This is a genomic window from Paraburkholderia phenazinium (genome assembly GCF_900100735.1).
GTDB lineage: Bacteria > Pseudomonadota > Gammaproteobacteria > Burkholderiales > Burkholderiaceae > Paraburkholderia > Paraburkholderia phenazinia.
In genome coordinates this window covers 539,329-565,392 of the sequence record NZ_FNCJ01000001.1, presented here as the reverse complement: position 1 = coordinate 565,392, position 26,064 = coordinate 539,329, and the positions used below count along the sequence as shown (strand labels likewise).

The following is a 26,064-nucleotide window of genomic DNA, read 5'->3' as shown; positions in this document are numbered from 1 at the left end:
CCCCAAACGGTTGGGATGAAATAGGTTAAGTAAAAAGTTGCCGAGGTTGCCCGAGGCTTATGCGAGGCTCATTGCGCCATGCGCGTTGCGCGTCTCGCGGTTCAGCGCCGCCACGTCCACGATCAGCGCGACACTACCGTCGCCGAGAATGGTCGCGGCGGAAATGCCGTGCACCTTGCGGTAATTCGTTTCCAGATTCTTCACGACCACCTGCTGCTGGCCGACCAGTTCGTCGATCAGCATGGCAAAGCGCCGTCCTTCGGTCTGCATGATCGTGACGATGCCTTGAGTCGGCTCCGACTTCGCGTCCGCCACCGAGAACACTTCATGCAGGGCGACGAGCGGCAGGTATTCGCCGCGCACCCGCACCACCCGCTCGCCGTTGGCCACCGTATAGATGTCCTCGGCTTGCGGCTGCAGCGACTCCATGACGAAGTTCAGCGGCAGAATGAAAATCTCGCTGCCGACCTTCACCGACATGCCGTCGAGAATCGCCAGCGTAAGCGGCAAGACGATCCGCGTGGTGCTGCCCTTGCCGGCCTGCGAGCTGATTTCGACGTGACCGCCCATCGACTGGATGTTGCGCTTCACCACATCCATGCCGACGCCGCGGCCCGACACGTCGGTCACCTGCTCCGCGGTCGAGAAGCCCGGCAGGAAGATCAGGTTCCAGACTTCGTCGTCGGTCATGCTTTCGCTGACCTGCATGCCCTGCTTCGCCGCTTTCGCGAGAATCTTGTCGCGGCGCAGGCCCGCGCCGTCGTCGCTCACTTCGATGACGATGTTGCCGCCATGGTGTGCGGCCGACAGCACCAGTTGACCGGTCGAATCCTTGCCCGCCGCACGCCGTGCTTCCACCGTTTCGATACCGTGATCGAGACTGTTGCGCACGAGGTGGGTCAACGGGTCGATGATCCGCTCGATGAGGCTCTTGTCGAGTTCGGTCGCCTGACCGAAGGTGACGAGTTCGACCTCCTTGCCCAGCTTCGCCGCCAGATCGCGCACCAGACGCGGGAAGCGGCTGAAGACGTAATCCATTGGCATCATGCGGATCGACATCACCGCTTCCTGCAGATCGCGGGCATTGCGCTCCAGTTGCGCCATGCCGTTGAAGAGGCGGTCGTGCAGCGCCGGATCGAAGGTGCTGGTGGTCTCGGCGAGCATCGCCTGAGTGATCACCAGTTCGCCGACCAGGTTGATCAGTTGATCGACCTTCTCGACGCCCACCCGGATCGAACTGCCTTCGGCCGCGGCGGCGGCTGCCGGACGCGCCTTGCGGTCGGTTTCTGCGGCGGCCGGTGCGGCGGCCGCCGGCGCCGCTGCGGGCTTGGCCACCGGCGCCGGTGCAGGAGCCGGTGCCGCTGCTGCAGGCTGCGCCGGTGCATGGAACAGCTCATGCGTCGGTGCGGCGGTGCTTGCCTGCGGCGCCGCAACTGGCGCGGGGGCCGGTGCGGGCGCAGGCGCCGGTGCAGGTTGCGCAGCGGCAGGCGCTCCAGGTTCGCCTTGCTGCGATTCATCCACCGGCGCGGTGCCGCGGCCGATCGAGATCTGACTGTCGTCGATCACGAAGCAGCACACGGCGATAATGTCGTCGGACGTGACATCGGTCTGCAGCCACAGCGTCAGATCGCCGCCCGCCTTGACCTGCCCGACGATATGCCCCAGGTTGCCGAGCTCTTCGGTCAGCAGTTCCTGGTCCTTCTCACCTACACCCCGTAGCGTGATTTTCAGATGGGGGCCGCCGTCTGCGTCTGCTGCCCCACTTGTACTTGCCGCGCCGGTCTGTGCCGGGTCGTTGCCTGCCAGTTCGCCTGCTGCCTGAACCGCCTGTTCGACTACATGCTCGGGCGGATGGCCTTCGCCGCCCACGGCAGCCGCCGCCAGCGCAGGTGCCGGCGCTGCCGCCGGTGCGGGCGCGGCAGCAGCAGCCGCCGCGTGCGCGTCGCCCATGCGGCTTTCCGCGTAAAGCTGTTCGAGCTTGGCCTGGATCGCGCGGGCTACCGCCGCATCCGGCTCGGCGCTCGCGCGGTAGTCCGCGAGCTGGCCGGACAGCACGTCCTTGGTCTCGAGGAACGTGTCGATCATGTCCTTGCGCAGCACGAGTTCGTTATTGCGCGCGCGATCGAGCAGCGATTCGAGAATGTGGGTCGTTTCCGTCAGTGCGGTGAAGCCGAACGTCGCCGCGCCGCCCTTGATCGAGTGAGCCGCGCGGAAAATCGCCGCGAGGTCTTCCGGATCGGGATGGCCGATGTCCAGATTGAGCAGCAACTGCTCCATCTGCGCGAGCAGTTCGTCCGCTTCGTCGAAGAACGTCTGATAGAACTGAGTGATGTCGAGTGTCATGCCTGGGTCACCGCGAGAGTTCCTGTCTAGGCTTTGGCAGCCGTGCCGCTTGTGTAAAGGCGTTGGTTTAACGGTTTAGTGAGCTCAGCCGTTGCCGGACTCGGCTAGTGCCGCGACCAGTTCGGTCAGCATGTCGGGGTCGAGCGGCTTTTCGATCCAGCCAGTCGCCCCCGCCGCCCGCGCCGCCGCCTTGAAAGGCTCGCCGGATTCCGTCGTGAGGACGAGGATTGGCGTGACCTGGTAGGCTGGATTGCCGCGCAACGCGGCGATCAGATCGAGGCCGGTCTTGCCCGGCATGTGCTGGTCGGTCAACACGAGGTCGAACGACATGGCGAGCGCATTCTCCAAGCCCTCGTTGCCGTCCGCCGCGAGCGTCACCTGATAGCCGGCCGTCGTCAGCGTGGCAGCCAGAATCTGCCGCATCGCTGCCGAGTCGTCGATTGCCAGAATGTGCCTGATCATTAAAACCTCGCTGCGCTCACTATGGATCGCCTGGGCCCGTGCACCGGATCAGCGGCAGCACGGCTCAAGCCATCGTGTCCTTCAATGCGGCGCCACGCCGGGCGCCTGTGGTGCAACCGTCGCCGGTTGCGCAATTTGTTGCAGCAGGGGCGCTTGCCCCGAACCGGCCGCATCGTCGGACAAGGTGGTCGTGGTCGAATCGTCGTGCATCATCGCCTCTTCCGACTTCTTGTTCAGCACGAGGATGCTGATACGGCGGTTTTCCGGATCGAGCGGATCGGCCTTGTTCAGGTTTTGCGTCGACGCCATGCCGATCACGCGCATCACCTTCGCTTCGTCCATCCCCCCCGCAATCAGCTCCCGACGCGAGGCGTTCGCGCGGTCCGCCGACAATTCCCAGTTGCTGTAACCCTTCTCGCCACCGGCGTACTGCACGGCGTCGGTGTGCCCTTGCACGATGATGCGGTTCGGCACGTCGTTCAGCGTGTTGCCGATTGCGCGCAGGATGTCGCGCATGTATGACTGAACCTCGTCGCTGGCGGTGTCGAACATCGGCCGCTTCTGCGAGTCCACGATCTCGATGCGCAGACCCGTCAAGGTCGAATCGATACGAATCTGCTGCTTGAACTGGCGCAACACCGGGTTGGCTTCGATCGCGGCCATCAGCTTGACCTGCAGATCGTGCAAGCGCACCTGCTCCTGGCGCTCGAGCTGGCCCTTCGTCTGGTTCACCGAATCGTCGTCGTTGTGCGCCGTGGTGTGCTCGGCGCGGTTCATCGAGCCATCGCTCTGGCGCGTAATACCCTGCGTGTCGGTCGAAATATCGCGGCCGCCACCCTTCAAAATGCTCGAATCTTCGGCACTCCGGTCGCCGCCCCACAGCGTGATCTTGAGCGGCTGGTTGAAGTAGTCCGCAATGCCGCGCAACTGCACCGTGGTCGCCGAACTGAGCAGCCACATCAGCAGGAAGAACGCCATCATCGCGGTCATGAAGTCCGCGTACGCGAGCTTCCAGGCGCCGCCGTGATGGCCTGCCTTCTTCGGTGCGGCGCGCTTGACGACGATTGCGCGGTCTTTATCCTTGCTCATTGCATCAGTCCCTGGCCCGCGCGGTTACTTGGCTTTCACGCGGCGCACGTGCTCTTCCAGCTCGCTGAACGACGGGCGTTCAGTCGAGAAGAGCACCTTGCGGCCGAATTCAACGGCGATCGCCGGCGCATAGCCATTCAGGCTCGCGAGGATCGTCACCTTGATGCACTGGAACATCTTGGTCGACTCGGCGACGCGCTGTTCCGCGACGCTCGAGAGCGGCCCGATCAGACCGTACGAAAGCAGAATGCCGAGGAAGGTGCCGACCAGCGCCTGGGCAATCATCTCGCCGAGCACGGCAGGCGGCTTGTCGGCCGACGCCATGGTGTGCACCACGCCCATCACCGCCGCGACGATCCCGAATGCCGGCATCGCGTCGCCGACCTTGGCCAGCGCATGCGCCGGCGCTTCGCCTTCGGCGTGATGGGTTTCGATTTCCTCGTCCATCAGGCTTTCGATTTCGAACGCGTTCATGTTGCCGCCCACCATCAGACGCAGGTAGTCGGTCAGGAACTCGATGATGTGCTTGTCGGCGAGGATCTTCGGGTACTGCGTGAAGATCGGGCTCTTCGACGGATCGTCGATATCGGCTTCGAGCGTCAGCGTGCCTTCCTTGCGCGCTTTCGCCAGCAGGACGTAGAGGAGCGCCATCAGCTCCATGTACACGTCCTTGTTGTATTTGGATCCCTTGAAAAGGGTCGGAAGCACGCCCAGCGTCGCCTTGATCGTTTTCATCCCGTTGCCGAGGACGAATGCGCCTACCCCTGCGCCCCCGATCATCAGCAGTTCGACTGGCTGCATCAGCGCGCCCAAATGTCCGCCTTCCAGCGCATAACCGCCGAAGACAGACAACAGCGTCACGAGTGTTCCCACGAAAATCAGCACAGCCGAGCCCTCACAAGGAAGCGACGGAGACCGTCGTTAAACTGGTTTACGGCAACCGAACGGAAAACTTTGGTGGAAAAGCGAGATGGAGAGGCGGTGTAAACCACAGGCGGGGTGCGCTGGGCCCGGGCGGGTGCCCGGGCTGCGATGCAAGCGGGGCGGGGTTGCCCGCGCCGCGGCTCAAAGCTCCAGTTCGGCGAGCTGGCTCGCCCGTATCCTGGCTTCGGCAACTTTCTTTGTCTTACCGGCGCGGGACGGCGGCTGACACAATCCACAGACGAATCCATGCTGTGGATCATGCGCATGTGCGACAAAATGTCCACCGCAGCGGCAGCACGAGGTCATCTGCAGCATGCCGGAGTCGAAAAAGCGCACCAGCGTCCACGCCCGGGTGAGGCTCAGCACCGGTTCGTCGTCGTGCAACTGGACGTGTTCCAGGTACAGCCGGTAGCTCTTCACGATCGACTGGATCGTCTCGCAACCGCCGTGATCCGCCATGAAGCGGTAGATGTTATAGAACAGCGACGAATGAAAGTTCGGCTGCCAGGTCATGAACCAGTCCGTGGAGAACGGCAGCATGCCCTTGGGCGGCGACACCCCTTTCAATTCCTTGTACAGCTTGATGAGCCGGTCGCGTGACAGGCTGGTTTCGGCCTCGAGCAACTGCAAACGCGCGCCGAGTTCGATCAGCTCGATCGCCAGGGTAATTTCCCTGACTTCGGTTACTACACTTTTAGTGGCCATCCGCTCGGCTTCTCGCGTCCTGGTGTTGCGGGTCGGTTTTGCTGCCGTGGAGTGCCGGCATCAACCGACCTGCTCGACGGGCTGGCTAGCCATCAGGATCGCGGAATGCGCCTGAGCAATGGCGCTGGTCTTGCCCTTGTCGGCAAGTGCCGAGAGGACAGCGTGGTCGTCGAAGCGAAAGCGGCATAGAACCTGGCTGGACGCAGCCAGCTTGACGGTCTGCGCCAAGGACAGATTCGCAATCACGTCGGCCAGCTGATCCGAAATGCCCATGCGGAACATGCCCATGGGCTTATCTTCACGCAGCAGACGCTGAGCGAGTAAGAGATAAGAAAGGTTCACTTCTCTTATCTCGTTGAGCATTTCACTAGTGGTGCTCATGATTCCCCCGAGTCGATCTGGCTGGTCAGGCCGTTACGGAAACGTTTGCTCGAACGCGCGCACTACATCCGCACGAACGGCCCGTTTATGGTCTTGCCAGCATTGTGTCGAAAGGGGAAGCGAACGGAAATCGGACAGACACCCCGTCTTGATGACGGAATGCTCCATATATTCTGTAGGAATTTTTCCTACAAAACACAGGTCGAAAGGGAGATGAAAGATTGGGTGATGCTTTTTGGGGATCGATCGGTGCGTGATCGCAATCTATTTTACGCACCTTTCACCGGTGCGGCCGAATTATAGATGTTTTTCACGCTACTGCAACAAACCCTGGCTATGCGCACTGCATTGAATCGCTTAGCGGCCGCCCCCCCGTCTGACGCGGCACGGCGCTTGCTGAGGGGTGACCTGTCAGCTGTCCGGCGGCCGCTGCGACCTGTTACACGGCGTGTATCGCGCTGTAACAACATTAAGTGTTTGAAAAATAACTCGAATTGCACCGTGCGATCCCGATAATGGCGTTAAGGGATAACCCGGTACAGCTCGGGTTACCGCCGGGCGGCGGCCTACCGCGCCCTATCGTCCGCAAGGCCTTCGCCCTCGCTCGACCCGAGCGCCGTTGTGCGAAGCCGTAATGAACAGCAACTATGTTGCATGGGAGAGTACGCATGCGAATCGCACAAATTGCGCCTTTATACGAAGCCGTACCGCCGAAGTTCTACGGCGGCACCGAACGGGTGGTGTCCTACCTGACGGAGGCGCTGGTCGAGCTCGGCCACGACGTGACGTTGTTCGCCAGCGGCGACTCCGTGACCTCGGCCAAACTCGAGGCCTCCTGGCCGCGCGCGCTGCGTCTCGACCCGACGGTACGCGACGCGATGGCGCCGCACGTCCTGCTGCTGGAAAAGGTGCGCAGCGTCGCTCACGAATTCGACGTGCTGCACTTCCACCTCGACTACCTGCCCTTCCCGCTGTTCTCCACGCTCGACACGCCGTTCGTCACCACGCTGCACGGGCGTCTGGATCTGCCCGAACTGCAACCGATCTTCGACACGTTCTCGCAAGCGCCGGTGGTGTCGATCTCCGACTCGCAGCGCCTGCCGCTCAAGCAGGCCAACTGGCTCAACACGATTTACCACGGCCTGCCCGGGCAGTTGCTCACGCCGCAGCCGCACAAGAAGCCCGAATATCTGGCGTTCCTCGGCCGTATCTGTCCGGAGAAGCGCGTCGATACAGCCATCAGGATCGCTGCGCAAAGCGGTCTGCCGCTGAAGATCGCCGCCAAGGTGGACAAGGTCGACCAGGAATACTTCAAGACGGAGATCGAGCCGCTGCTATCGCAGGCGCACGTCGAATTCGTCGGCGAGATCAACGAAGCGCAGAAGCCGGAGTTCCTCTCGGGGGCGAAGGCGCTGCTGTTCCCGATCGACTGGTCGGAGCCGTTCGGGCTCGTGATGATCGAATCGATGGCCTGCGGCACGCCGGTGATTGCCTTCAACCGCGGCTCGGTACCCGAGGTGATCGATCACGGCGTGACGGGTTTCGTGGTCGAGGACGTGCAGGGCGCGGTAGCAGCGCTGCAGCGACTGGACGAGCTGTCGCGCACGGAAATCCGCGCCCAGTTCGAACGCCGCTTTAGCGCGAAGACCATGGCGCAGAATTATCTGGATGGGTATACCGCGCTGATCGAAGCGGAAGGCCGCCCCGCGGAAGGCCGCCCCGCAGAGGCCCGCCCGCTGTTGCGTCGCGTGGCCATGGGCTAAATGTCCCATGCCGCATCCGCCTAATTGCGTCTAAAAACGCCATGTGAATCGTTTGCGCGAGCGCAACCGCGCAGATAAACCGGCCACCCGCTAAAAAGCCACCTTTCAAAGGTGGCTTTTTTACCGGCCAATTCCGCCACAAATTCGATACATATTGCCAGGATTAAGCCTCCCGAATGGCGCCGACCTTCAGGAAGCTTTCATGGCGAAAAGCGCCCGCCGCGACTAAACCTGTTCGATCAGAAAGCGCTCGCGGTTCTTGCCGGCGATCCATTTGGGCGGCTTGCCGCGGCCACTCCAGGTATTACCCGACTTCGGATCCTGATACTTCGGCGGCAACGGCGCCTTCTTGGGCGGGCGTCCGCGCCGGGCGGCCACCGCGAAGCCCAGATCCTGGGCAGTCAAGCCGTACTCGGCGATCTTGCCGCGGATCTCCTCGATCACATTGTCGAGTTCAGTGCGCCGCGCTTCGTCCGCTTGAGCCTGCAATTTGGCGATCTGTGCCTTAAGTTCAGCATATTGCGACATTTCAGTTCTCCCTTTTTGTAGAACACATTGTCTCGGAGACTAGCTGCAATTAGCGAATTTCGCAATGGACAGTAATACCCACAATTCACGATATCGTCTGATAAATTTATTATCGATTGGTGAATTGTTAAATGAGTTCGTGCTTTATCGCGAAATAATCCAATGCGCACATCATACGATTGACAATTCTTGACACCTGACTTGCCGATATTTCCTTAGAATTTTGCGCTCGAAGGTGGGTGCTTCAATTTCCCTTGCACCGCCTCCAGCAAGTCAAACTTTTTAGGATTCCACATCATGCAGTTGTCAAAGCGCCTTGCTGCCGAGCTGTTCGGCACCTTCTGGCTCGTCCTCGGGGGCTGCGGCAGCGCCGTCCTCGCCGCTAACTTCGCTGGCCCGGTGCATGGGCTGGGCATCGGTTTCGTGGGCGTTGCGTTCGCTTTCGGTCTTACGGTGCTGACCATGGCCTATGCGATCGGCCACATCTCGGGCTGCCACCTGAATCCGGCTGTGAGCGTCGGGCTCACCGTCGCAGGCCGCTTCCCGGCGCGCGACCTTGTGCCGTACATCGTCGCCCAGGTGATCGGCGCGGTGCTCGGCGCCTTCGTGCTGTCGCTGATCGCAAGCGGCAAGCCGGGCTTCGACCTGGTGTCGAGCGGCTTCGCCAGCAACGGTTACGGCGACCGTTCGCCCGGCCACTACTCGCTGATGGCCGCGTTCATCTGCGAAGTCGTCATGACGGCGTTCTTCCTGTTCGTGATTCTCGGCTCGACCGACAAGCGTGCGCCGGCCGGCTTCGCGCCAATCGCCATCGGCCTGTGCCTGACGCTGATCCATCTGATCTCGATTCCCGTCACGAACACCTCGGTCAACCCGGCGCGCTCCACCGGTCCGGCGCTGTTCGTCGGCGGTGCGGCGGTCGACCAGCTCTGGCTGTTCTGGGTCGCCCCGATCCTCGGCGCGGTGATCGCCGGTCTGGTCTATCCCGCTATCGCGGCAAGCCGCGAACCGCTCGACTCGCGCGCTGCGCTGGCCGACTGACGGTCTGCGAGACCCACCCTGCAAAGCGGGCGCTGCGGCGCCCGCTTTGCGTTTGGCTTCACGTCTGGTTTGCTTCACGTCTGGCTTTGTATGCGGTTCTGCGTTTGACCTGGCATTCAGTGCAGCCGATTCGCGGTCAAGCGCCAGGCCACTGCTAGAATCGTCAGACTTTCACACGGCTCGCAAAGAGGCTCCCGATGATCCGTTCCCGCCGATACCTGCACGGCGTCGTGCTCTGGCTCGCCGCATCGTGCGGCGGCGCCATGCTGTCCGCCCCGGCGCAAGCGGCCGACAGCCAGGTCGAGACCCTGGTGTTCGTCCGTCACGGCGAGAAGCCGGCCCAGGGCTTCGGCCAACTCGATTGTCAGGGGCTCAACCGCTCGCTGGCGCTGCCGGCAGTCATCTCTGCCAAATTCGGCAAGCCCGATGCGATCTTCGCGCCCGATCCCGGCCAGCAGAAGAACGACGGCGGCAAGCCTTATTACTATGTGCGCCCGCTGGCGACCATCGAACCGACCGCCATCCAGTTCCAGATGCCGGTGCAAACGCCATACGGCTATGCACAGATCGACAAGCTCGGCAGCGCGTTACTCGATCCGGCGTATCGCAACAAGCTGGTGGTAGTGGCATGGGAGCACAAGCAGATCGAAGAACTGGTGCGGCAGATCGTCAGCACCCACGGCGGCCACGCCGGCGACGTACCGAAGTGGCATAGCGACGACTTCGACAGCATTTATATCGTCAAGCTCGACTGGCGGGGCGGCACGCCACGCGCGACGTTCGAGCACAGCGAGGAAGGCCTGAACGGCCGTTCGGCGGATTGCCCATGCGCGGCGCTGCCGCCGGCCGCGGCTTCCGGCGCGGCACAGTAGGCAGCGGTTCAGTAGACGGCGGCTCAGGCTATTACTGGCGCGTCAGGACGCGAGTTCGTCGTCCAGTGCGAACAGCTTGCGCAGATGATGCGCGACGCCCGCTTCAAAGTTGTTGCCGATGCGCGGCACGTGCGGCAAACGCTTGATCAGATCAGGATTGGCGTTGTTCATCATGAACGGATGGCCGGCGGTTTCGAGCAGGTCGATATCGTTCATGTTGTCGCCGAAGGCGACGCAACGGGCAGTCTCGACACCCAGCCGGTCCAGCACGAACTTCAGCGCGCGGCCCTTCGAGACGTTCGAGGTCATCACCTCCAGGCAGTCCGGCAGCGAGTAGGTGACGTATAGCGCATCGCCGAACTCGCGTTGCAGGTTCGCCGCGACCGGCGCCAGATCGGCGGGTTCGCCGATATATAAGGCCTTCGCAATGCCGGCGCCGTCGTGCTGCCGCAAGTCCGTCACCTCGTAGCAAAAGCCCGAATCCTGATGCAGGCGCAGAAGTTCCGGCGCATGCCGGTCGATCAGCCATTCCTGATCGGCAAACAGGTTGACGATCACCCGGCCATGCGCGCCGGTGATTTCCGGCCGCACGAGGCGATGCACGGCCGCGGGCGGCAAATCGTCGGCGTAGATCATGGTGTCGTCAGGCGCATGCACGCGTGCGCCGTTCGAGGTGATCAGGTAGGCGCGCACGCCCAGCAGATCGCGAATGCCCGCCACGTCGCGGTAGTGCCGGCCGGTCGCGATGATGAATCGCAGCCCTTCTGCTTCGAGCCGGCGCACCGTGGCGACGGTGAACGGATCGACCTGATGGTCGCCGTTGAGCAAGGTGCCGTCGAGATCGGTGGCGATGACTTTGTACATGGTGTGGGCAGCCCGGCAGCGTCAAAGGCCGTATTTTAACGTCGCCAGGGGTTTCCGCTTCGGGGCTTTCAAGCCGATATCAAGCCGAGCCGCGCCGCCTCCTGCTGCGCCAGTTGCAACGCGCCGTGCGCGGAATCGGCCAGCGGCGCGCGCAGTCGCGCCTGAAACCGTTGCGGAACATAGTCGCGCAGCGGCCCGCCGAGACCGCCGCACAGGGCGACCGGCAACTGCGTCGACGGATCGAGGGCCTCGATTAACTTGCCGACTTCCCCACCGGCTTTGGCGAGCAGGTGCGCGGCGAACGGATGGCTGGCGTGCGCGAGGACGATCGGCGCGAGGCTCGCGTAAGCAGTCTGATTGGCCGAGCACAGCCACACGACCAGGCTGTCGCGGTCCTGTGCACCTACCCGCTCGAGCAAGGCCTTGGCCAACGCGTCGAGCGGAGCGCGGCCATCGAGCGCCTGCTGTGCGTGCACGATCGCCCGCAGGCCGAACCAGGCGCCGCTGGCCTCGTCGCCAGACGGAAAGCCAAAACCGCCGGCGATCCGGCATTCCCCCTCGCCGTCCGCGGCCGCCGCGATGCTGCCGGTGCCTAGCGCCACGATCACCCCGTGAGCGCCGCCGTGCGCACCGAGCAGCGTCGTGTAGGCGTCGCTCTCCACGGCGAGCCCCGCCAGCCGGGGTGCCTGCTCCCGAAACGCGGCGAGCCAGTCGCGGTTGTTGACCCCGGCCAGTCCGCAACCGAGCACGCAACGCTCCCATGGCGGCACAGCGTTGACCATGCCGGCCAGCCTGAAGGCTTCGCTGCAACCGGCCTGAATGGCCTGCCACGCCCGCTCGACGCCAAGGCCAAGTCCGGACGGACCGCTCGCCGCCTGCGCCAGTTCGCGGCCGTGCGCGTCGCCGAGCACGACGCGGGTGCCGGTGCCGCCGCCGTCGATGCCGATCAGAAAGAGGTCTGTATTCATCGGGGAACAGTAAGTAGAGAGTTGCCGCATAGCGTGGCAGGTCCGTTTCGATCCGGCAACTGGCCGAACGGCCTAGTTGCGGCCGACGAGCGTTCCGATATGCTGGCAAAGCCCGGACGAACCGGGCCTTCTTCACACATGACCACGCAGGAGCCGGAACGTGACACAGAGATGCAGCTGGGTATCGAGCGAAGCGCTCGCACACTATCACGACACCGAGTGGGGCGTGCCCTCGCGCGACGACCAGCACCTCTTCGAATTGCTCGTGCTGGAGGGCGCGCAGGCGGGGCTGTCGTGGTCGACCATCCTGAACAAGCGCGCCGGCTACCGCCGGGCCTTCGCCGGCTTCGAGATCGACAAGGTTGCCCGCTTCACGCCGAAGCACGTGGATACGCTCGTACTCGACGAGTCCATCGTGCGCCATCGCGGCAAGATTGAAGCGGCCATCACCAACGCGCGCGCCGTGCAGCAGATTCAGAAGGACCACGGGTCGCTGGCCAACTTCGTCTGGTCGTTCGTGGACCAGACACCCATCCAGAACGACTGGACCTCCTATCAGCACGCACCCGCCTCAACCGATATCTCGGACGCGCTCAGCAAAGGGCTCAAGGGCTACGGCTGCAAGTTCGTCGGAAGCACGATCTGCTACGCGTTCATGCAGGCGGTGGGGATGGTGAACGACCACCAGACCGACTGCGACTGCCGTGCGCGCTGCGCCTCGCTCGGGAAAAAGGGCCGCAACCGGAAGGTTGGTTGAGCGGTTGGTTGAGCGGCGGGTTGAGCGGTGGTTGAGCGAGCCGCTGAGCGAGCGGCGGCTGACCAGGCGACGAAGCGGGTCGCGAAACCAGGCGGCAAAACGCCGGCCGGCCGCGTGTAGTTTTTGCCACACTTCGGAGCTGAAATTCGGCGTCTGCGGGAAAATCCCGAGCGAGCCTGCATCGTCAGGCGGAGGCCTTATCCAGCTTGGCTTTGCCGGAGGCAAGCCGGCTGCAGGCGCCGCTTTAACATGTCAAAATTGCGCGCTGCGCAAAGGCACTGCTACGTTTTTACCGCCTTCAGTCGTTATAACGATTGAAGGGACAGCCGATGCACTCGAATAACCATGAAAGGACCACTGCACGCACGGCGCAGGGGAGAAGCACCATGAAAAATCAAAACTTCCTGACCCATCAGGAGATATTCGATCGGGCCGTCAGCCATCTCGACAGCCAGGGGCGTGCCGCCCTCCTGCCACGCGGCGGCGGCGCCTATCGGGGTTACTGCGGCGGCTGCCCGGTCGGCAGCTTCATCAAGCCGCGCGACTATATGACGGCGATGGAAGGCGTTCCGGTGCGTTACATCGGCAAGACGCCGGCCGAAGTGCCCGCCTACATGGATGTCGGAATCGCCGCGCTGAAGAAAGCCCTGCTGCGCGCCCGCATCAATATCTACGATCCGGCCACTGTCGAGCTGCTTAGCTGCCTGCAAAACGTGCATGACGTGTTCGGCACGTGGGAATGGCAGGAACGTCTGGCGTCGATCGCCCGCCAGTTTGGGTTGTCCACGGCGCAGGTCAAGAACGCAGCCTGATCGAGCCCCTTCACCGCCGCTGGCGGCGTTGCCTGACCGTGTTGCCTCGCCGTGTTGCCTGAAGGTGCTCCCTGAAAGCGCCCCAATTTTCCCCACAGAATGCAAAACGGCGGTGTGGCTTCTTGCGAAGCTCACACCGCCGTTCGGCTGTGCTTGAAAAGCGTGCTTAGTGCAGCTTTTTCGGCAGTTGCTGGCTGCGCAGGCGCTTGTGCAGGCGCTTCACAGCAGCAGCCTTCTTACGCTTGCGAGCCGTCGTCGGCTTTTCGTACGATTGGCGTTCACGCAGTTCTGCGATCAGGCCGTTCTTTTCGATTGCGCGACGAAAGCGGCGGATCGCCACTTCGAACGGCTCGTTTTCCTTCAGAAGAATCGTCGTCATGTAATTCCTAACTAAATCGCTGGATACGGGTAATTGCGCGGTGGGGTAGGTCTATACGCCACTCACGCGCCGGCCCTCCGGTCGTTCCGCAACATGGCCAATAACAGGCAAACGAAACCATGAACGAAACGAGAGGCAAAGCGGCCACGGAGGCCGGAAAAGAGAGGTGGGGAGTTCACCGCTGAACGCGGCCAGACGCACATTGCAAGCGCCGCGTCTGTTGCCGTTTCGCCCACCCGAAAGTGGACGAACGAGGCAAAGATCTCAATTCACTCCCGATGATATCAGGAAATAACCGTGCCTACCACCATTTTAGCCATTCCGCCAGGCACTTGCGTCACCCAGCAGACGCATGTCGGCACCGGTCAGCATCAGGTGGACCGACGCGGCGAGGCTCTCCAGTTGCGCCACCGAGGTCGCGCTGGCAATCGGTGCGGTGACGCTCGGGCGGGCGATCAGCCACGCCAGCGCCACGGTGGCGGGCGTGCTGCCGTGCTGGTCGGCGACCGTGTCGAGCGCCTTGAGAATCCGCGTGCCGCGCTCGTTCAGGTACTTTTCGACCCGGCTGCCGCGTGCGCTCTTCGCCAGATCCGCCGCCGAACGGTACTTGCCTGATAGAAAGCCGCTTGCAAGGCTGTAATACACCACCGCGCTCAGATGCTCGGCCTGCAGCACCGGTTCGAGATCGGTTTCATAGGCTTCGCGGTCGTAAAGATTGTATTCGGGCTGAACGATCTGGTACTCGGGCAAGCCGTGCTGGCGCGACACCGCCAGCGCCTCACGGATGCGCGCGCCGCTGTAGTTCGAGGCGCCGATCACCCGCACCTTGCCCACCTCGATCAGGCGCTGATAGGCGCCGAGCGTTTCGGCGAGCGGCGTGTCGAGCGCGTCTTCATGCGAGAAATACACGTCGATGTAATCGGTTTGCAAACGGCGCAGCGAATCTTCCACTGCCGCCTGGATATTGCCGGCCGACAGCCCCTTGCGCTGCGGATGCTTGGCCACCTTGGTCGCCAGCACGATCTGCCCGCGCTTGCCGCTCGCCCGCAACCACTTGCCGAGAATGGTTTCCGACTCGCCGCCCTGGTTGCCCGGCACCCAGGCGGAGTAGACATCCGCGGTATCGATGAAGTTGAGACCGGCATCGACGAACGCGTCGAGGATCGAGAACGACGTCGCCTCGTCGGCGGTCCAGCCAAACACATTGCCGCCGAACATGAGCGGCGCAACCTGCAATTCCGAATTGCCAATCCTGCGTCTTTGCATGATTTCTCCAAGGAATTCGAGTTCGGAGACAAAAAGAATACGCCGACTTTTCAAGCTCTGCGTTCTACCCCGGCACTCGGCCAACAGGCGGCTTAAGGCGCCTTTCGGGCAGCCAACCCGGTAATTCGCAGTAAAACAATTGGGTCCGAATTGCACAAAGTCCCTCAAGTTTTTTTTTCCTGCGCCGACATCCTGCTCAGAGGCGGCCAGCAAAGAACGAGTGCTCCGCCCATGTCAACGTGGCAGTAACTTTAGGGCAACAGCCTCTTGGGAGATTTTCATGCTCAGCATCAACAGTAATATCTCGTCGCTGACCGCTCAGGAAAACCTGAACAGTTCCGGCAACGCACTCTCGCAAGCTATTACCCGTCTGTCCTCGGGCAAGCGCATCAACAGCGCGGCTGACGACGCAGCAGGCCTGGCAATTTCGACCACGCTGCAAACGGCCATCAACGGCCTGAACCAAGGCGTGTCGAACGCAAACGACGGCGTGTCGATGGTGCAGACGGCCAGCACGGGTCTGTCGCAAATCACGCAATCGCTGCAAACCATCCGTTCGCTGGCGAACGAAGCCGCGGGCGGTTCGCTGTCCGCAAGCAACCAGGCAGCACTGCAACAGGAAGTTGCTCAGCAAGTCGCTGAAGTGAACCGCCTGGCATCGCAAACCACGTACAACGGTATCAACCTGCTGAACGGTTCGGCTGGCCTGGTTACGGTTCAAGTTGGCTCGAACGTCGGTCAGACGATCAGCCTGAACCTGAGCCAAGGCGTGTCGGCAGCTTCGTTGGGCAGCGGCCCGGTGCAAGCAGGCAACACGCTCGGTTCGATCACGGGTCTCGACCTGAACGCGAACGGTTCGGCGAACTCGTCGGGCGGCGCAGGCGCGATCACCCAGATCAACATCCTGTCGAACGGTACGGGCGGCTTCATCTTCACCGACCAGAACAACCAGGCTCTGTCGACGACGGCTACCAGCGCCCTGTTCTCGGTTGCCGGTTCCGCAAGCGGCATCTCGACGATCTCGCTGGCATCGGGCGCAGGCAACGGCCTGCTGGAATCGAACGAACTGACCTCGATCAACGCGCAGTTCAGCACGGGTGGCGGTTCGGCAGCATCGGCAGGTACGGTTCTCGGCGTGCTGTCGGGCCTGAACCTGAATTCGACCAACGGCTCGGCCGCTACGGCAGGTACGCCGAACGCGATCACCTCGATCACGGTTGAATCGAACGGCACGGGCGGCTTCGAATACGTCGACCAGAACGGTAACCAGCTGTCGACGACGGCTGCAACCAACCTGTTCACGAGCTCGTCGGCTGGTATCTCCGCGTTCAACGGCGCACAGACGACGATCGGTGCAACGACCGCAGCTCAGCCTTCGACTTCGGTTCTGTCGAGCGTCAACACGAACAACGTTCCGACTTCGGTGGCGAACGTGAACGTGAGCACGACGGCTGGTGCAAACCTGGCGATGGAAACGATCGACAACGCACTCGCAACGATCAGCAACATCCAGGCAACGCTGGGCGCCGCACAAAACCGTCTGACGAGCATCGCAACGTCGCAGCAAGCTGAGTCGACCGACCTGTCGAGCGCACAATCGCAAATCACGGACGCGGACTTCGCACAAGAAACCGCTAACCTGAGCAAGGCGCAAGTGCTGCAACAAGCTGGTATCTCGGTGCTGGCTCAAGCTAACTCGCAACCGCAGCAAGTTCTGAAGCTGCTGCAATAAGTTAGAGTTCGGCCCTAAGCGCGGATGAGCCCACAGGCAGCGCGAACAGCTCATCCGCGCACTAAAGAATTACCGGGAGGCTCGTCCTCCCGTAGTGCATTGCACAGCAGCCCCTAACGAAGACACCTGTCGCCCGGTCGCGACCCCGTGTGGAGTTTTTCATGTCAACGATTTCCGGTACCACGTCTTCCCTCTCCTCGTCGGCAGCCGCAGCCGCCGCCGAAGCCGCAGCGCAGTCAGCGTTGCAAGAGGCAGGACAGTCGCTGATCAGCGGCTCGACAGGCAACTCGACGCTGGACGTCCAGTCCATCGTGACGGCGCTCGTCAACTCCAAGGTCGCTGGTCAAACTGCCGCGTTGACCACTGAAGCGACCAACGACAATACCCAGATTTCCGCGATCGGCTCGCTCTCGGCTTCGCTGTCGTCGCTGCAGGTCGGACTCGCGCCGCTTTTCAACGGCACGCTGCAGTCCACCTTTACCGCGACCGCAGGCGGCAGCGGCCTCACCGCCAGCGCCGCAACTGGCGCCGTGGCGGGTTCGTACTCCGTCGATGTGACGCAAATCGCACAAGCGCAGAGCATTTCCTCGGGCGCGTTCACCTCGACACAAGCTAACGGCCTCGGCACCGGCAACCTGACGATCTCGGTGGGCAGCAAGTCGATGCAGCTCGCTGTCACGTCGACGAACGACACGCTGAGCGATATCGCTGCGGCCATCAACAGCTCGAGCAGCAACCCGGGCCTTTCGGCTACCGTGGTCAACGGCTCGGATGGACAGCATCTGGTGCTCAGCTCGACCACCACGGGCGCGGCCAACACGATTACCGTCAACGTCAGCAACCTCGCCAACGACCAGGGGCTGTCGAGCCTCGGCGTGACCTCGGCGCAGGGCACCACCACGAGCGGCGCGTCGACCATCACGTCGGCGGGCAGCATCGCATGGAGCCAGAGCACGGCGGCCCAGAACGCCCAGTTCACGCTGAACGGCACCAGCGCAAGCAGCGCGAGCAACACGGTCACCACCGTGCTGACCGGCGTAACGATGAATCTGTCGGCAGCCGCCGTGGGCACCACGCAATCGCTGACGATCGCGCCGGATACCTCGACCCAGGTCAGCGACATCGAGACCTTCGTGTCCGATTACAACGCCGTCGTCAGCACGATGGGCAACCTGTCGTCGTTCAATTCGAGCGCCGCAGCCGGTTCGCAAGGCGGGCCGCTACTCGGCGACTCGATGCTCAACACGATCCAGAGCACGCTCGGCAACATCGTGAGCGGCAGCGTCAGCAACGACGGCGTGACCGCAACCCTCTCCTCGCTCGGTATCTCGCTGGAATCGAATGGCCAGTTGTCGGTCAATACGACCACCCTGACCAGCGCGGTGCAAAGCAACCCGACCCAGGTCGCCGCCCTGTTCAATTCGACCAACGGCGTTGCAGCGCAACTGAACACCAGCATCAGCGCGTTCACGCAGACCGGCGGTATCATCGATATCCGCACCGATCAGTTGACGACGGACCTGCAAAGCGTGACGACCCAGTCGAACGCGCTGACCACCTACACACAGCAACTGACCTCGCAGTACAGCGCGGAGTTCACGGCGCTGAATACGCTGATGGCGACCACCAACAGCAACTCGCAGTATCTGACGCAACTGTTCGGCGGCGCCGATAGCGCAGGTGCTCTGGCTAAGAATTCATCTTGATGGAAACGCGGAACATGACTGAAGAACGCGACGCAATCAATCAGACTCAACTCGTCAAGCAGGTGTACGAGCTGACGAAGGCCATCGAACACGCTGCCGGCCTCGCCGACTGGCAGCGCGCTGCGGAGCTCGTCGATGAGCGCTCGCCGCTGCTGATGTCGATTGCGGCGGAGCAGGAACCCGTCGCGCTCGAGATGATTCGCTACATTCAGTCCGTCGACAGCGCGACCGTCGAGCAAGCGCAGCGCTCGCAGGCCGAACTGGAAACGGAATATCGCGCCGCGATGGACCGCACCCGGGCGGCCGGTCAATACCACCGCGTCGCGCTGCTCTAAACGTACCCGGCTTGCCGCCGCAGGCAAGCCGCACACCGGTTTACACAAAAATAACGCGCCGAAGTAGAGGCGTGCTCGTTCGACTCCGCCCGCTTTTGCGGGCGTTTTTTTGTCCGCGTTTTTATCCACGCCGGACGCCCTCCCCCTCCCGACGGGCGAACAGCACGGGAATCCGGCCTTTACTCGCCGAATCGCCCACCGCACGACTCGCTAGACTATTCGAAGCACAGTGCGTCCCCGTTTCGGCCCGGCGCGCCCAGCAGGCGCGCGGCCCGGTTCGCGCGTCATCGCTCTTCGTCCAAGCACTCAAGGGAATTCATGACTACCGACGCCGACCTGCAACAGGCTGTCAGCCATCACCAGGCACAGCGTTTTCCGGAAGCGGAGCAGCTCTACCGCAACATCCTGCTGGCCGATCCGGATCACCCCGACGCCAATCACAATCTCGGGATTCTCTCGCTGCAGATGAAGCAACCGGCCGCCGGCCTGCCGTTTCTCAAGACCGCCGTGACGGCGGCGCCGGAGCGGGCGCAATACTGGTCGGTGTACGCCGAGGCGCTCGTCATGAGCGGACAGCCGGACGAAGCGCAGCGCGTGCGCGCGCAAGCCGGGCTGCAGGGTCTCAGCCTGCCGCCGCTGGTGGCGGGCGACACCGCGCCAGTGGTGGAAGAAGCGCCGACGCCCGACCAGATGGCGAATCTCGCGAAGGAATTCGTCGCCACCCTCGAAACGCTCTCGGACAAGGGCCTGCACGACGGCGCCGAAGCGCTCGCGCGGCAGATGCTCGCGACCTTCCCCGACAACGGCTACGCGTGGAAGACCCTCGCCCACGCCTATCTGCGCCGTGGCGACCTGGCCGGTGCGCTGGCGCCGCTCGAAAAGGCCGTCGCGCTGGCGCCCCACGATGCCGAACTGGGCCGCCATCTGGGCGCAGCCCGCGCCATGCAGGCTGGGCTCGAACTGGACGGCCGCGGCGAGTACCAGGAGGCCGGCAAGCGCTTTCAGGCGGTGCTCGAGCTGTATCCGGATCATCCCGCCGCCAACCATAAGCTGGGCGTGATCGGTATCCGGCTGCTGCAGCCCGAGGCGGCGATTCCGTACCTCGAGCGCGCGATCGGCGGCGATCCCAACCAGTTGCAGTACTGGGCCAACTACATCGATGGGCTGCTGCAGGCCAACCAGCTGAAAGCGGCGTGGATCGCCCTCGAAATGGCCCAGCAGCGCGGCCTCGCCGGCCCCGCCATCGACAAGCTGATCGGCATCATGACGGTGGTCTCCACCCAGCCGACCAACAAGCTGTCGCGCACCGAACTGGCTGCGGCGAACGCCGCGGCGGTGGCCTCCGCGGCTTCGGCGGCAGCGGCAGTCTCTGTGGCTCCAGCGGCAGCCCCTGCCGCCACGCCCGCAGCCGTGCCTGCGGCGCTGCCTGCAACCGCCCCGGCTCAGCAGGACAAGCCGGCCGAGCAGACCAGCGCCGACACCCCAGGCAAGCCGGGTAAATCGGCCAAGTCCGGCAAGTCCAGCAATTCGGGCAAGTCCAGCGCGCCGGCCGCCAAAACACCGCCGCGCGGCGCCGGCCCGGCGATGCCGACCCAGAATGAAATCAACGAACTCGGCGGCCTGTTCAACACCGGTCGTGTCGAGGAAGCGGTCGCCGGCGCCCGCGAGATGGCGCAACGCTATCCCGAGCACGGTTTCGGCTGGAAGGTGCTGGTCGTCGCGCTGCACCGGCTCGCACGCTACGACGAAGCCTTCGAGCATCTGCCGAAGGCCCACAGCATCTGGCCGGACGACCTCGATATCCTGCAGATCGCGGCCAGCATCCTCGAGTCCAAGGGACGCCACGAGCCCGCCGAAATCGCCTGCCGGCGCCTGCTCGAACTGAGCCCCGACCGCCCGGAAGGCTTGCGGATTCTCGGCATCGTCCTGCAGGCGACCGGCCGGCTCGACGAGGCCGAACAGTGCGCACGCCGTTCGATCGAGCTCGACCCCAAGTCCTCCTTCACCCCCTGCACGCTCGGCGTCACGCTGATGCAGCAGGGGCGGCTCGACGAAGCCAACGCGATGTTCCGGCATGCCCTCGAACTCGATCCCAACTTCGAGATGGCGTACAACAACCTCGTGTTCTGCATGACGCACAACGAGGACATCGCACCGGCCGAACTGTTCGCCGAGCATCGCCGTTTTGCCGAACGCTTCGAAGCGCCGCTCAAGCCGCAGTGGCCGCAGCACATCAACCGCCGCGACCCGGAGCGCAAACTGCGGATCGGCTTCATTTCCGGGGACTTCTGCCGCCACGCGGTGGCGAGCTTCCTCGAACCGGTGCTGATGCACCTGTCGCTCGACCCGAATCTGTCGTTGCACGCGTATTCGAACACCTACCTCGACGATTCGATGAGCCAGCGCCTGCGCGAGCTGTTCGGTCACTGGACCAATGTCGTAGGTCTGCCCGACGCGACGATCGCCGAGATGATCAGCACCGACGGCATCGACATCCTGATCGATCTGGCCGGCCACACCGCGTACAACCGCCTGCTCACGCTCGCCCGCAAACCGGCGCCGGTGCAGGCCACGTGGATCGGCTATCCCGGCACGACCGGACTCGACTCCGTCGACTACTTCCTTGCCGACCCGTTCTGGGTGCCGTCCGAGCAGTTCCGCAACCAGTTCACCGAAAAGATCGCCTATCTGCCGGCGGTCGCGCCGTTCCTCGCCGACAAGCTATGCCCGCCGGTCAACGGCCTGCCGGCGCTGCACAACGGCTATATCACCTTCGGCAGTTTCAACCGGATGGACAAGCTGCGCCGCGACGTGATCGCCCTGTGGTCGCGTCTGCTGCGCGAAGTGCCGAACTCCCGCATGGTGATCGGCGCAATGCCGCGCGACGGCGGTGTCGGCAAGCTGGCCGATTGGTTCAGCGAGGAAGGCATCGCTCGCGAGCGGCTCGACTTCATGCCGCGCTCGAGCGTGCCGGTTTATCTGCAGCAGCATCACCGGGTGGACTTCTGTCTCGACAGCTTCCCGTTCTCCGGCCTCACCACCGCCCTGCATTCGCTGTGGATGGGTGTGCCCACCCTGACGCTGCCGGGTCAGACGGTGCCGGGGCGCAGTGGCCTGACAGCGATGTCGCACGTCGGTCTGCAAGCGTTCGTGGCGCAGGACAAGGACGACTTCGTCCGCAAGGGGGTCGAGCTCTCCAGCGATCTGACGGCGCTGGCCGCGCTGCGCGCCGGCATGCGCGAGCGTTGCCAGCAGTCGCCGGTGTTCCGCCCGGAGGTGATCGCCGTGAGCGTGGCGAGCGCGCTGCGCACCATGTGGCGGCGCTGGTGCGAGGGTCTGCCGGCGGAGTCGTTCGAGGTGTCGGTGGCTGACGTCGCAGCGGCTCCTGCCCCTGCCCCTGCTCCCGCTCCTGCACCGCTCAATCTAAGTCTGGTCCGCGGTTGACATCCGAGCCGATCGAACACCCCGTCACGCCATGAAACCCATCCGATTCGTCTGCGGCACGCGGCGCACCCCCGAGCAGTTCTCCAACGAGAGCGCGCTCGGACGCTCGCTGAAGCTCTACAACCATTGCAAGCACGCGCAACTGCACCTGTTCGACAACAACAGCCGCGGCCTGCCGGCCATCTACAACGAGGCGATCCGCTACGCCGAGCAGCACCCGGCGATTCTGGTGTTCATTCATGACGACGTCTGGCTACAGGACTTCTTCTGGACCGAACGCATCTACGAAGCGCTCGAGCGCTTCGATGTGGTGGGGCTCGCCGGCAACACGCGCCGTGTGCCGCGCCAGCCGTCGTGGGCCTTTGTCACGCCGGAAGGCAAATGGGACGAGCCCCAGTACCTGAGCGGCACGGTCGGCCACGGCAAGGGCTTTCCATGCGACATCGTCTCCTCGTTCGGCCCGGCCGGCCAGCCCTGCAAGCTGCTCGACGGCCTGATGCTGTTCGCCGACAGCGCGAAGCTCATCGAGAGCGGCACGCGCTTCGACGAGCAGTTCATGTTCCATTTCTACGACCTGGATTTTTGCCGTCAGGCCGAACTGAACGGGCTGAGCATGGGCACCTGGCCGCTTGCGGTGGTGCACGAAAGCGGCGGCGCCTTCAGCTCGCCGAGTTGGCGCGAGGGTTATCAGCGTTATCTGCAGAAGTACGGCGAATAAAAGGCCTGCGGGCGTTGCGCCCGCCATCCCCGCAATCGACCGCGAATTGGGGCGGATTTTGGGCTCTGTTCCCCCGAATGTCCCCGCCAGCCGTCCGTACACTGCCTGATATCACCTATTAGAAGGTCTGCTGCACCGACCGACTCCACGTTCAAGTTCAACCCAGTTCATATCCATCATGAGTGACTTTCAGCAGGAAGTGCGTGAGCGCATCGCCGCCAACGGACGCGAGCAGGGTCTGCTCGACGCAGGCCTCTCGTTCCTGTGCACCAGCGCGGAACACCGCTACTCGTATAACTTCGCGTGGCTCGGCCGTCCGATCATTCAGTATCCCCAGGATATGGTGGCGATGCAGGAACTGATCTGGAACGTGCGTCCCGACCTGATTATCGAAACCGGCATTGCGCACGGCGGCTCGCTGATCCTGAGCGCCTCGATGCTGGCGCTGCTCGACTACTGCGACGCGCTGGAAAGCAAGCAACTGCTCGACCCGGCCAAGCCGAAGCGCCGCGTGGTAGGCGTGGACATCGACATTCGCGCGCACAACCGCGCGGCGATCGAAGCCCATCCGATGGCTAACCGTATCGACATGATCCAGGGCTCCTCGATCGACCCCGCGATCGTCGAACAGGTGCGCCACCACGCCGAAGGCAAGCAGACCGTACTGGTGTGCCTCGACTCGAATCACACGCACGACCACGTGCTCGCCGAACTCGAAGCCTATGCGCCGCTGACCACGCCCGGCAGCTACTGCGTGGCGTTCGACACCGTCATCGAAGACATGCCGCCGGGCACCTTCCCGGATCGTCCGTGGGATATCGGCAATAGCCCGAAGACGGCGGTGCACGAGTACGTCGCGAAGCATCCAGAGTTCGAGATCGACCGCTCGATCGATCACAAGCTGTTGATTTCGGTCGCGCCGGAAGGCTACCTGAAGCGCGTTCGTTAAGCCGTCAAACAGTCAAGCAGTCAGGTATCAGGTACGTCGGCGCCCGGGCGCCTACCCGGGCTTCGCTCACCGCAGTTTCATCTGCACGAAGCAAAATCGAAATGAAAGTCGTCATTCTTGCTGGCGGGCTTGGCTCGCGTTTATCCGAAGAGACCCAGTCGCGGCCCAAGCCGATGGTGACCGTCGGCGACCGGCCTATCCTGTGGCACATCATGAAGATCTATGCGTCCCACGGGATGACGGACTTCATTATCTGCTGCGGGTACAAGGGCTACGTCATCAAGGAATACTTCGCCAACTACTTCCTGCATTCGTCCGATGTCACGTTCGACCTCGCGAACAATTCGATGGAAGTGCATCAGCGCTACGCCGAACCCTGGCGCGTCACGCTGATCGACACCGGCGAGTCCTCGATGACGGGCGGGCGCCTGAGGCGCGCCGGCCACCTGCTGCGCGACGAGGAAGCGTTCTGCTTCACCTACGGCGACGGCGTGGGCAACGTCAACATCACGGAACTGGTGCGCTTTCACAAGCGCCACGGGCGCCTCGCGACCGTGACCGGCGTGCAGCCGCCCGGACGTTACGGTGTCCTGCAGTTTGCCGACGACCAGAACGCGGTGATCGGTTTCACCGAGAAGCCGCAGGACAGCAATTCGTGGATCAACGGCGGCTACTTCGTGGCATCGCCGCGCGTACTCGATTTCATCCCCGACGACGCGACGCCGTGGGAAGCCTCACCGATGGAAAAGCTCGCCGCAGCGGGCGAACTGCAAACCTTCCGCCACGACGGTTTCTGGCAACCGATGGATACGCTGCGCGACAAGCTGCAACTGGACGCCATCTGGGCAAGCGGCAACGCGCCCTGGAAGACCTGGTGAATCCGGCGATGACGCAAACGAGTTTCTGGCAGGGCCGCCGGGTGTTCCTTACCGGCCACACCGGTTTCAAGGGAAGCTGGCTGGCGCTGTGGTTGCAGCGCCTCGGCGCTCAGGTGACCGGTTACGCGCTTGAGGCGCCGACCCAGCCATCGCTGTTCGAAGAAGCCCGGGTCGCAGACGGTCTCGAGCACATTCTGGGCGACGTGCGCGATGCCGGCGCCGTGCGCGCCGCTATGGAGCGAGCGCAGCCCGAAGTGGTGTTTCACCTCGCCGCGCAGTCGCTGGTGCGGCACTCGTATGCCGAACCGGTGGAGACCTACGCCACCAACGTGATGGGCACGGTGCACGTGCTCGATGCCGCACGCCGGATCGGCAGCGTGCGCGCCGTCGTCAACGTGACGACCGACAAGTGCTACGAGAATCTGGAGACCGAACGCGCCTACCGCGAAAGCGACGTGCTTGGCGGCCGCGATCCATATAGCAACAGCAAGGCCTGTTCTGAGCTGGTGACGCAGGCCTATCGCCAGTCGTTCTTTGCGCCGGGCGCCACATCAAGACCCAATGGCGTCCACTCCACTGGTATCGCCACCGCACGCGCCGGTAACGTGATCGGCGGCGGCGACTGGGCGGTCGACCGTCTGGTGCCCGACCTGCTGCGCGCCTTCGACCAGGGTGTGCCCGCCATCGTGCGCCGGCCGCACGCGGTGCGCCCGTGGCAGCATGTGCTCGAACCGCTCGCCGGTTATCTGACGCTCGCCGAGCGTCTTTACGCGCAACCGCAACAGTATTCGGGCGCGTGGAATTTCGGACCGCGTCCGGACGACATGCGTCCCGTCGACGCGATCGCCGCTGCGCTGACCAGCGCGCTTGGCGAGCACGCTGCGTACGTCGTGCAAGCCGAAGCCGGCGCGCCGCACGAAGCCGGTCTGCTGCTGCTCGATGCGGCCAAGGCCCGCGGCGAACTCGACTGGGACTCGGCTCTGGAACTGGAAGAAGCACTGCGCTGGATCGCCGAGTGGCATCAGGCGCGCCGGGCCGGCCACAACGTGCGTGAGATCACGCTCGAACAGATCGGCCGCTACGAAGCCCGACTCGGCAGGACGGCCGCTCACGCGGCGGCGTCGGCTGTCGAATGATTGCGAGGAATG

24 protein-coding genes are annotated in these 26,064 nt (G+C 63.4%); 13 read left to right on the top strand and 11 right to left on the bottom strand.

Features of this window, described 5'->3' with window-relative positions; genetic code table 11:
• Window positions 1-57 precede the first annotated feature (57 nt).
• The 6 genes from cheA to flhD form a co-directional block, all read right to left on the bottom strand.
• Window positions 58-2,343: a chemotaxis protein CheA gene (gene cheA / locus BLQ92_RS02545; RefSeq protein ID WP_090681341.1), complete on the bottom strand. Its 2,286-nt coding sequence runs from the start codon at window positions 2,341-2,343 to the stop codon at window positions 58-60.
• 84 nt (window positions 2,344-2,427) lie between these two features.
• On the bottom strand, window positions 2,428-2,805 hold the full coding sequence (locus tag BLQ92_RS02540; RefSeq protein ID WP_090681339.1) for a response regulator: 378 nt from the start codon (window positions 2,803-2,805) through the stop codon (window positions 2,428-2,430).
• An 81-nt stretch (window positions 2,806-2,886) separates the two neighbouring features.
• Window positions 2,887-3,894 (bottom strand): flagellar motor protein MotB, encoded by a 1,008-nt coding sequence (gene motB, locus BLQ92_RS02535; RefSeq protein WP_090681336.1) that lies wholly within the window; start codon window positions 3,892-3,894, stop codon window positions 2,887-2,889.
• A gap of 24 nt (window positions 3,895-3,918) precedes the next feature.
• A complete protein-coding gene (gene motA, locus BLQ92_RS02530) occupies window positions 3,919-4,779 on the bottom strand; it encodes a flagellar motor stator protein MotA (RefSeq protein ID WP_090681334.1) in 861 nt (286 codons plus the stop codon).
• Between the two features lie 180 nt (window positions 4,780-4,959).
• Complete coding sequence (gene flhC, locus BLQ92_RS02525; protein ID WP_090681332.1) at window positions 4,960-5,523, bottom strand: flagellar transcriptional regulator FlhC; 564 nt, start codon at window positions 5,521-5,523, stop codon at window positions 4,960-4,962.
• Between the two features lie 60 nt (window positions 5,524-5,583).
• On the bottom strand, window positions 5,584-5,904 hold the full coding sequence (gene flhD, locus BLQ92_RS02520) for a flagellar transcriptional regulator FlhD (protein ID WP_090681330.1): 321 nt from the start codon (window positions 5,902-5,904) through the stop codon (window positions 5,584-5,586).
• Between the two features lie 668 nt (window positions 5,905-6,572).
• On the opposite strand from flhD, the gene BLQ92_RS02515 reads away from it, so the two are divergent.
• Window positions 6,573-7,667: a glycosyltransferase family 4 protein gene (locus BLQ92_RS02515; RefSeq protein ID WP_090681328.1), complete on the top strand. Its 1,095-nt coding sequence runs from the start codon at window positions 6,573-6,575 to the stop codon at window positions 7,665-7,667.
• A 225-nt stretch (window positions 7,668-7,892) separates the two neighbouring features.
• On the opposite strand, the gene BLQ92_RS02510 is transcribed toward BLQ92_RS02515, so the two are convergent.
• On the bottom strand, window positions 7,893-8,195 hold the full coding sequence (locus BLQ92_RS02510; protein WP_090681325.1) for an H-NS histone family protein: 303 nt from the start codon (window positions 8,193-8,195) through the stop codon (window positions 7,893-7,895).
• Between the two features lie 297 nt (window positions 8,196-8,492).
• Between BLQ92_RS02510 and aqpZ the strand changes: the two genes are divergently transcribed.
• Window positions 8,493-9,236 (top strand): aquaporin Z, encoded by a 744-nt coding sequence (gene aqpZ, locus BLQ92_RS02505; protein ID WP_090681322.1) that lies wholly within the window; start codon window positions 8,493-8,495, stop codon window positions 9,234-9,236.
• A gap of 197 nt (window positions 9,237-9,433) precedes the next feature.
• Window positions 9,434-10,108, top strand: a complete 675-nt coding sequence (locus tag BLQ92_RS02500; protein WP_090681320.1) for a histidine phosphatase family protein — start codon at window positions 9,434-9,436, stop codon at window positions 10,106-10,108.
• A 42-nt stretch (window positions 10,109-10,150) separates the two neighbouring features.
• Here BLQ92_RS02500 and BLQ92_RS02495 read toward each other — a convergent pair whose 3' ends face one another.
• Both BLQ92_RS02495 and BLQ92_RS02490 read right to left on the bottom strand, forming a co-directional pair.
• Window positions 10,151-10,972, bottom strand: a complete 822-nt coding sequence (locus BLQ92_RS02495) for a Cof-type HAD-IIB family hydrolase (protein WP_090681317.1) — start codon at window positions 10,970-10,972, stop codon at window positions 10,151-10,153.
• A 68-nt stretch (window positions 10,973-11,040) separates the two neighbouring features.
• A complete protein-coding gene (locus BLQ92_RS02490) occupies window positions 11,041-11,940 on the bottom strand; it encodes a glucosamine kinase nucleotide-binding domain-containing protein (RefSeq protein ID WP_090681315.1) in 900 nt (299 codons plus the stop codon).
• Between the two features lie 160 nt (window positions 11,941-12,100).
• Between BLQ92_RS02490 and BLQ92_RS02485 the strand changes: the two genes are divergently transcribed.
• Together BLQ92_RS02485 and BLQ92_RS02480 are read left to right on the top strand one after the other, a co-directional pair.
• Window positions 12,101-12,697 (top strand): DNA-3-methyladenine glycosylase I, encoded by a 597-nt coding sequence (locus tag BLQ92_RS02485; RefSeq protein ID WP_090681313.1) that lies wholly within the window; start codon window positions 12,101-12,103, stop codon window positions 12,695-12,697.
• Between the two features lie 386 nt (window positions 12,698-13,083).
• A complete protein-coding gene (locus BLQ92_RS02480) occupies window positions 13,084-13,509 on the top strand; it encodes a hypothetical protein (RefSeq protein ID WP_090681310.1) in 426 nt (141 codons plus the stop codon).
• Window positions 13,510-13,675: 166 nt separating this feature from the next.
• Here BLQ92_RS02480 and rpsU read toward each other — a convergent pair whose 3' ends face one another.
• Window positions 13,676-13,888: a 30S ribosomal protein S21 gene (rpsU, locus tag BLQ92_RS02475; RefSeq protein WP_074262890.1), complete on the bottom strand. Its 213-nt coding sequence runs from the start codon at window positions 13,886-13,888 to the stop codon at window positions 13,676-13,678.
• 312 nt (window positions 13,889-14,200) lie between these two features.
• Window positions 14,201-15,154, bottom strand: a complete 954-nt coding sequence (locus tag BLQ92_RS02470; protein WP_090681307.1) for an aldo/keto reductase — start codon at window positions 15,152-15,154, stop codon at window positions 14,201-14,203.
• Between the two features lie 280 nt (window positions 15,155-15,434).
• Here BLQ92_RS02470 and BLQ92_RS02465 point away from each other — a divergent pair, with 280 nt between their 5' ends.
• The 8 genes from BLQ92_RS02465 (at window position 15,435) to rfbG (ending at window position 26,052) form a co-directional block, all read left to right on the top strand.
• A complete protein-coding gene (locus BLQ92_RS02465) occupies window positions 15,435-16,886 on the top strand; it encodes a flagellin N-terminal helical domain-containing protein (protein ID WP_090681305.1) in 1,452 nt (483 codons plus the stop codon).
• Between the two features lie 161 nt (window positions 16,887-17,047).
• Entirely contained in the window at window positions 17,048-18,592 is a 1,545-nt protein-coding gene (gene fliD / locus BLQ92_RS02460; RefSeq protein ID WP_090681302.1) for a flagellar filament capping protein FliD, read from the top strand.
• A gap of 14 nt (window positions 18,593-18,606) precedes the next feature.
• On the top strand, window positions 18,607-18,927 hold the full coding sequence (locus BLQ92_RS02455) for a flagellar protein FliT (RefSeq protein WP_090681298.1): 321 nt from the start codon (window positions 18,607-18,609) through the stop codon (window positions 18,925-18,927).
• A 318-nt stretch (window positions 18,928-19,245) separates the two neighbouring features.
• Window positions 19,246-22,371, top strand: a complete 3,126-nt coding sequence (locus BLQ92_RS02450; RefSeq protein ID WP_090681295.1) for a tetratricopeptide repeat protein — start codon at window positions 19,246-19,248, stop codon at window positions 22,369-22,371.
• Between the two features lie 31 nt (window positions 22,372-22,402).
• Complete coding sequence (locus BLQ92_RS02445; RefSeq protein ID WP_090681293.1) at window positions 22,403-23,089, top strand: glycosyltransferase family protein; 687 nt, start codon at window positions 22,403-22,405, stop codon at window positions 23,087-23,089.
• A gap of 178 nt (window positions 23,090-23,267) precedes the next feature.
• On the top strand, window positions 23,268-24,038 hold the full coding sequence (locus BLQ92_RS02440; RefSeq protein WP_090681291.1) for a cephalosporin hydroxylase family protein: 771 nt from the start codon (window positions 23,268-23,270) through the stop codon (window positions 24,036-24,038).
• Window positions 24,039-24,139: 101 nt separating this feature from the next.
• Complete coding sequence (rfbF, locus tag BLQ92_RS02435; protein ID WP_090681288.1) at window positions 24,140-24,916, top strand: glucose-1-phosphate cytidylyltransferase; 777 nt, start codon at window positions 24,140-24,142, stop codon at window positions 24,914-24,916.
• An 8-nt stretch (window positions 24,917-24,924) separates the two neighbouring features.
• Window positions 24,925-26,052: a CDP-glucose 4,6-dehydratase gene (gene rfbG / locus BLQ92_RS02430; protein ID WP_090681884.1), complete on the top strand. Its 1,128-nt coding sequence runs from the start codon at window positions 24,925-24,927 to the stop codon at window positions 26,050-26,052.
• Window positions 26,053-26,064: the final 12 nt, after the last annotated feature.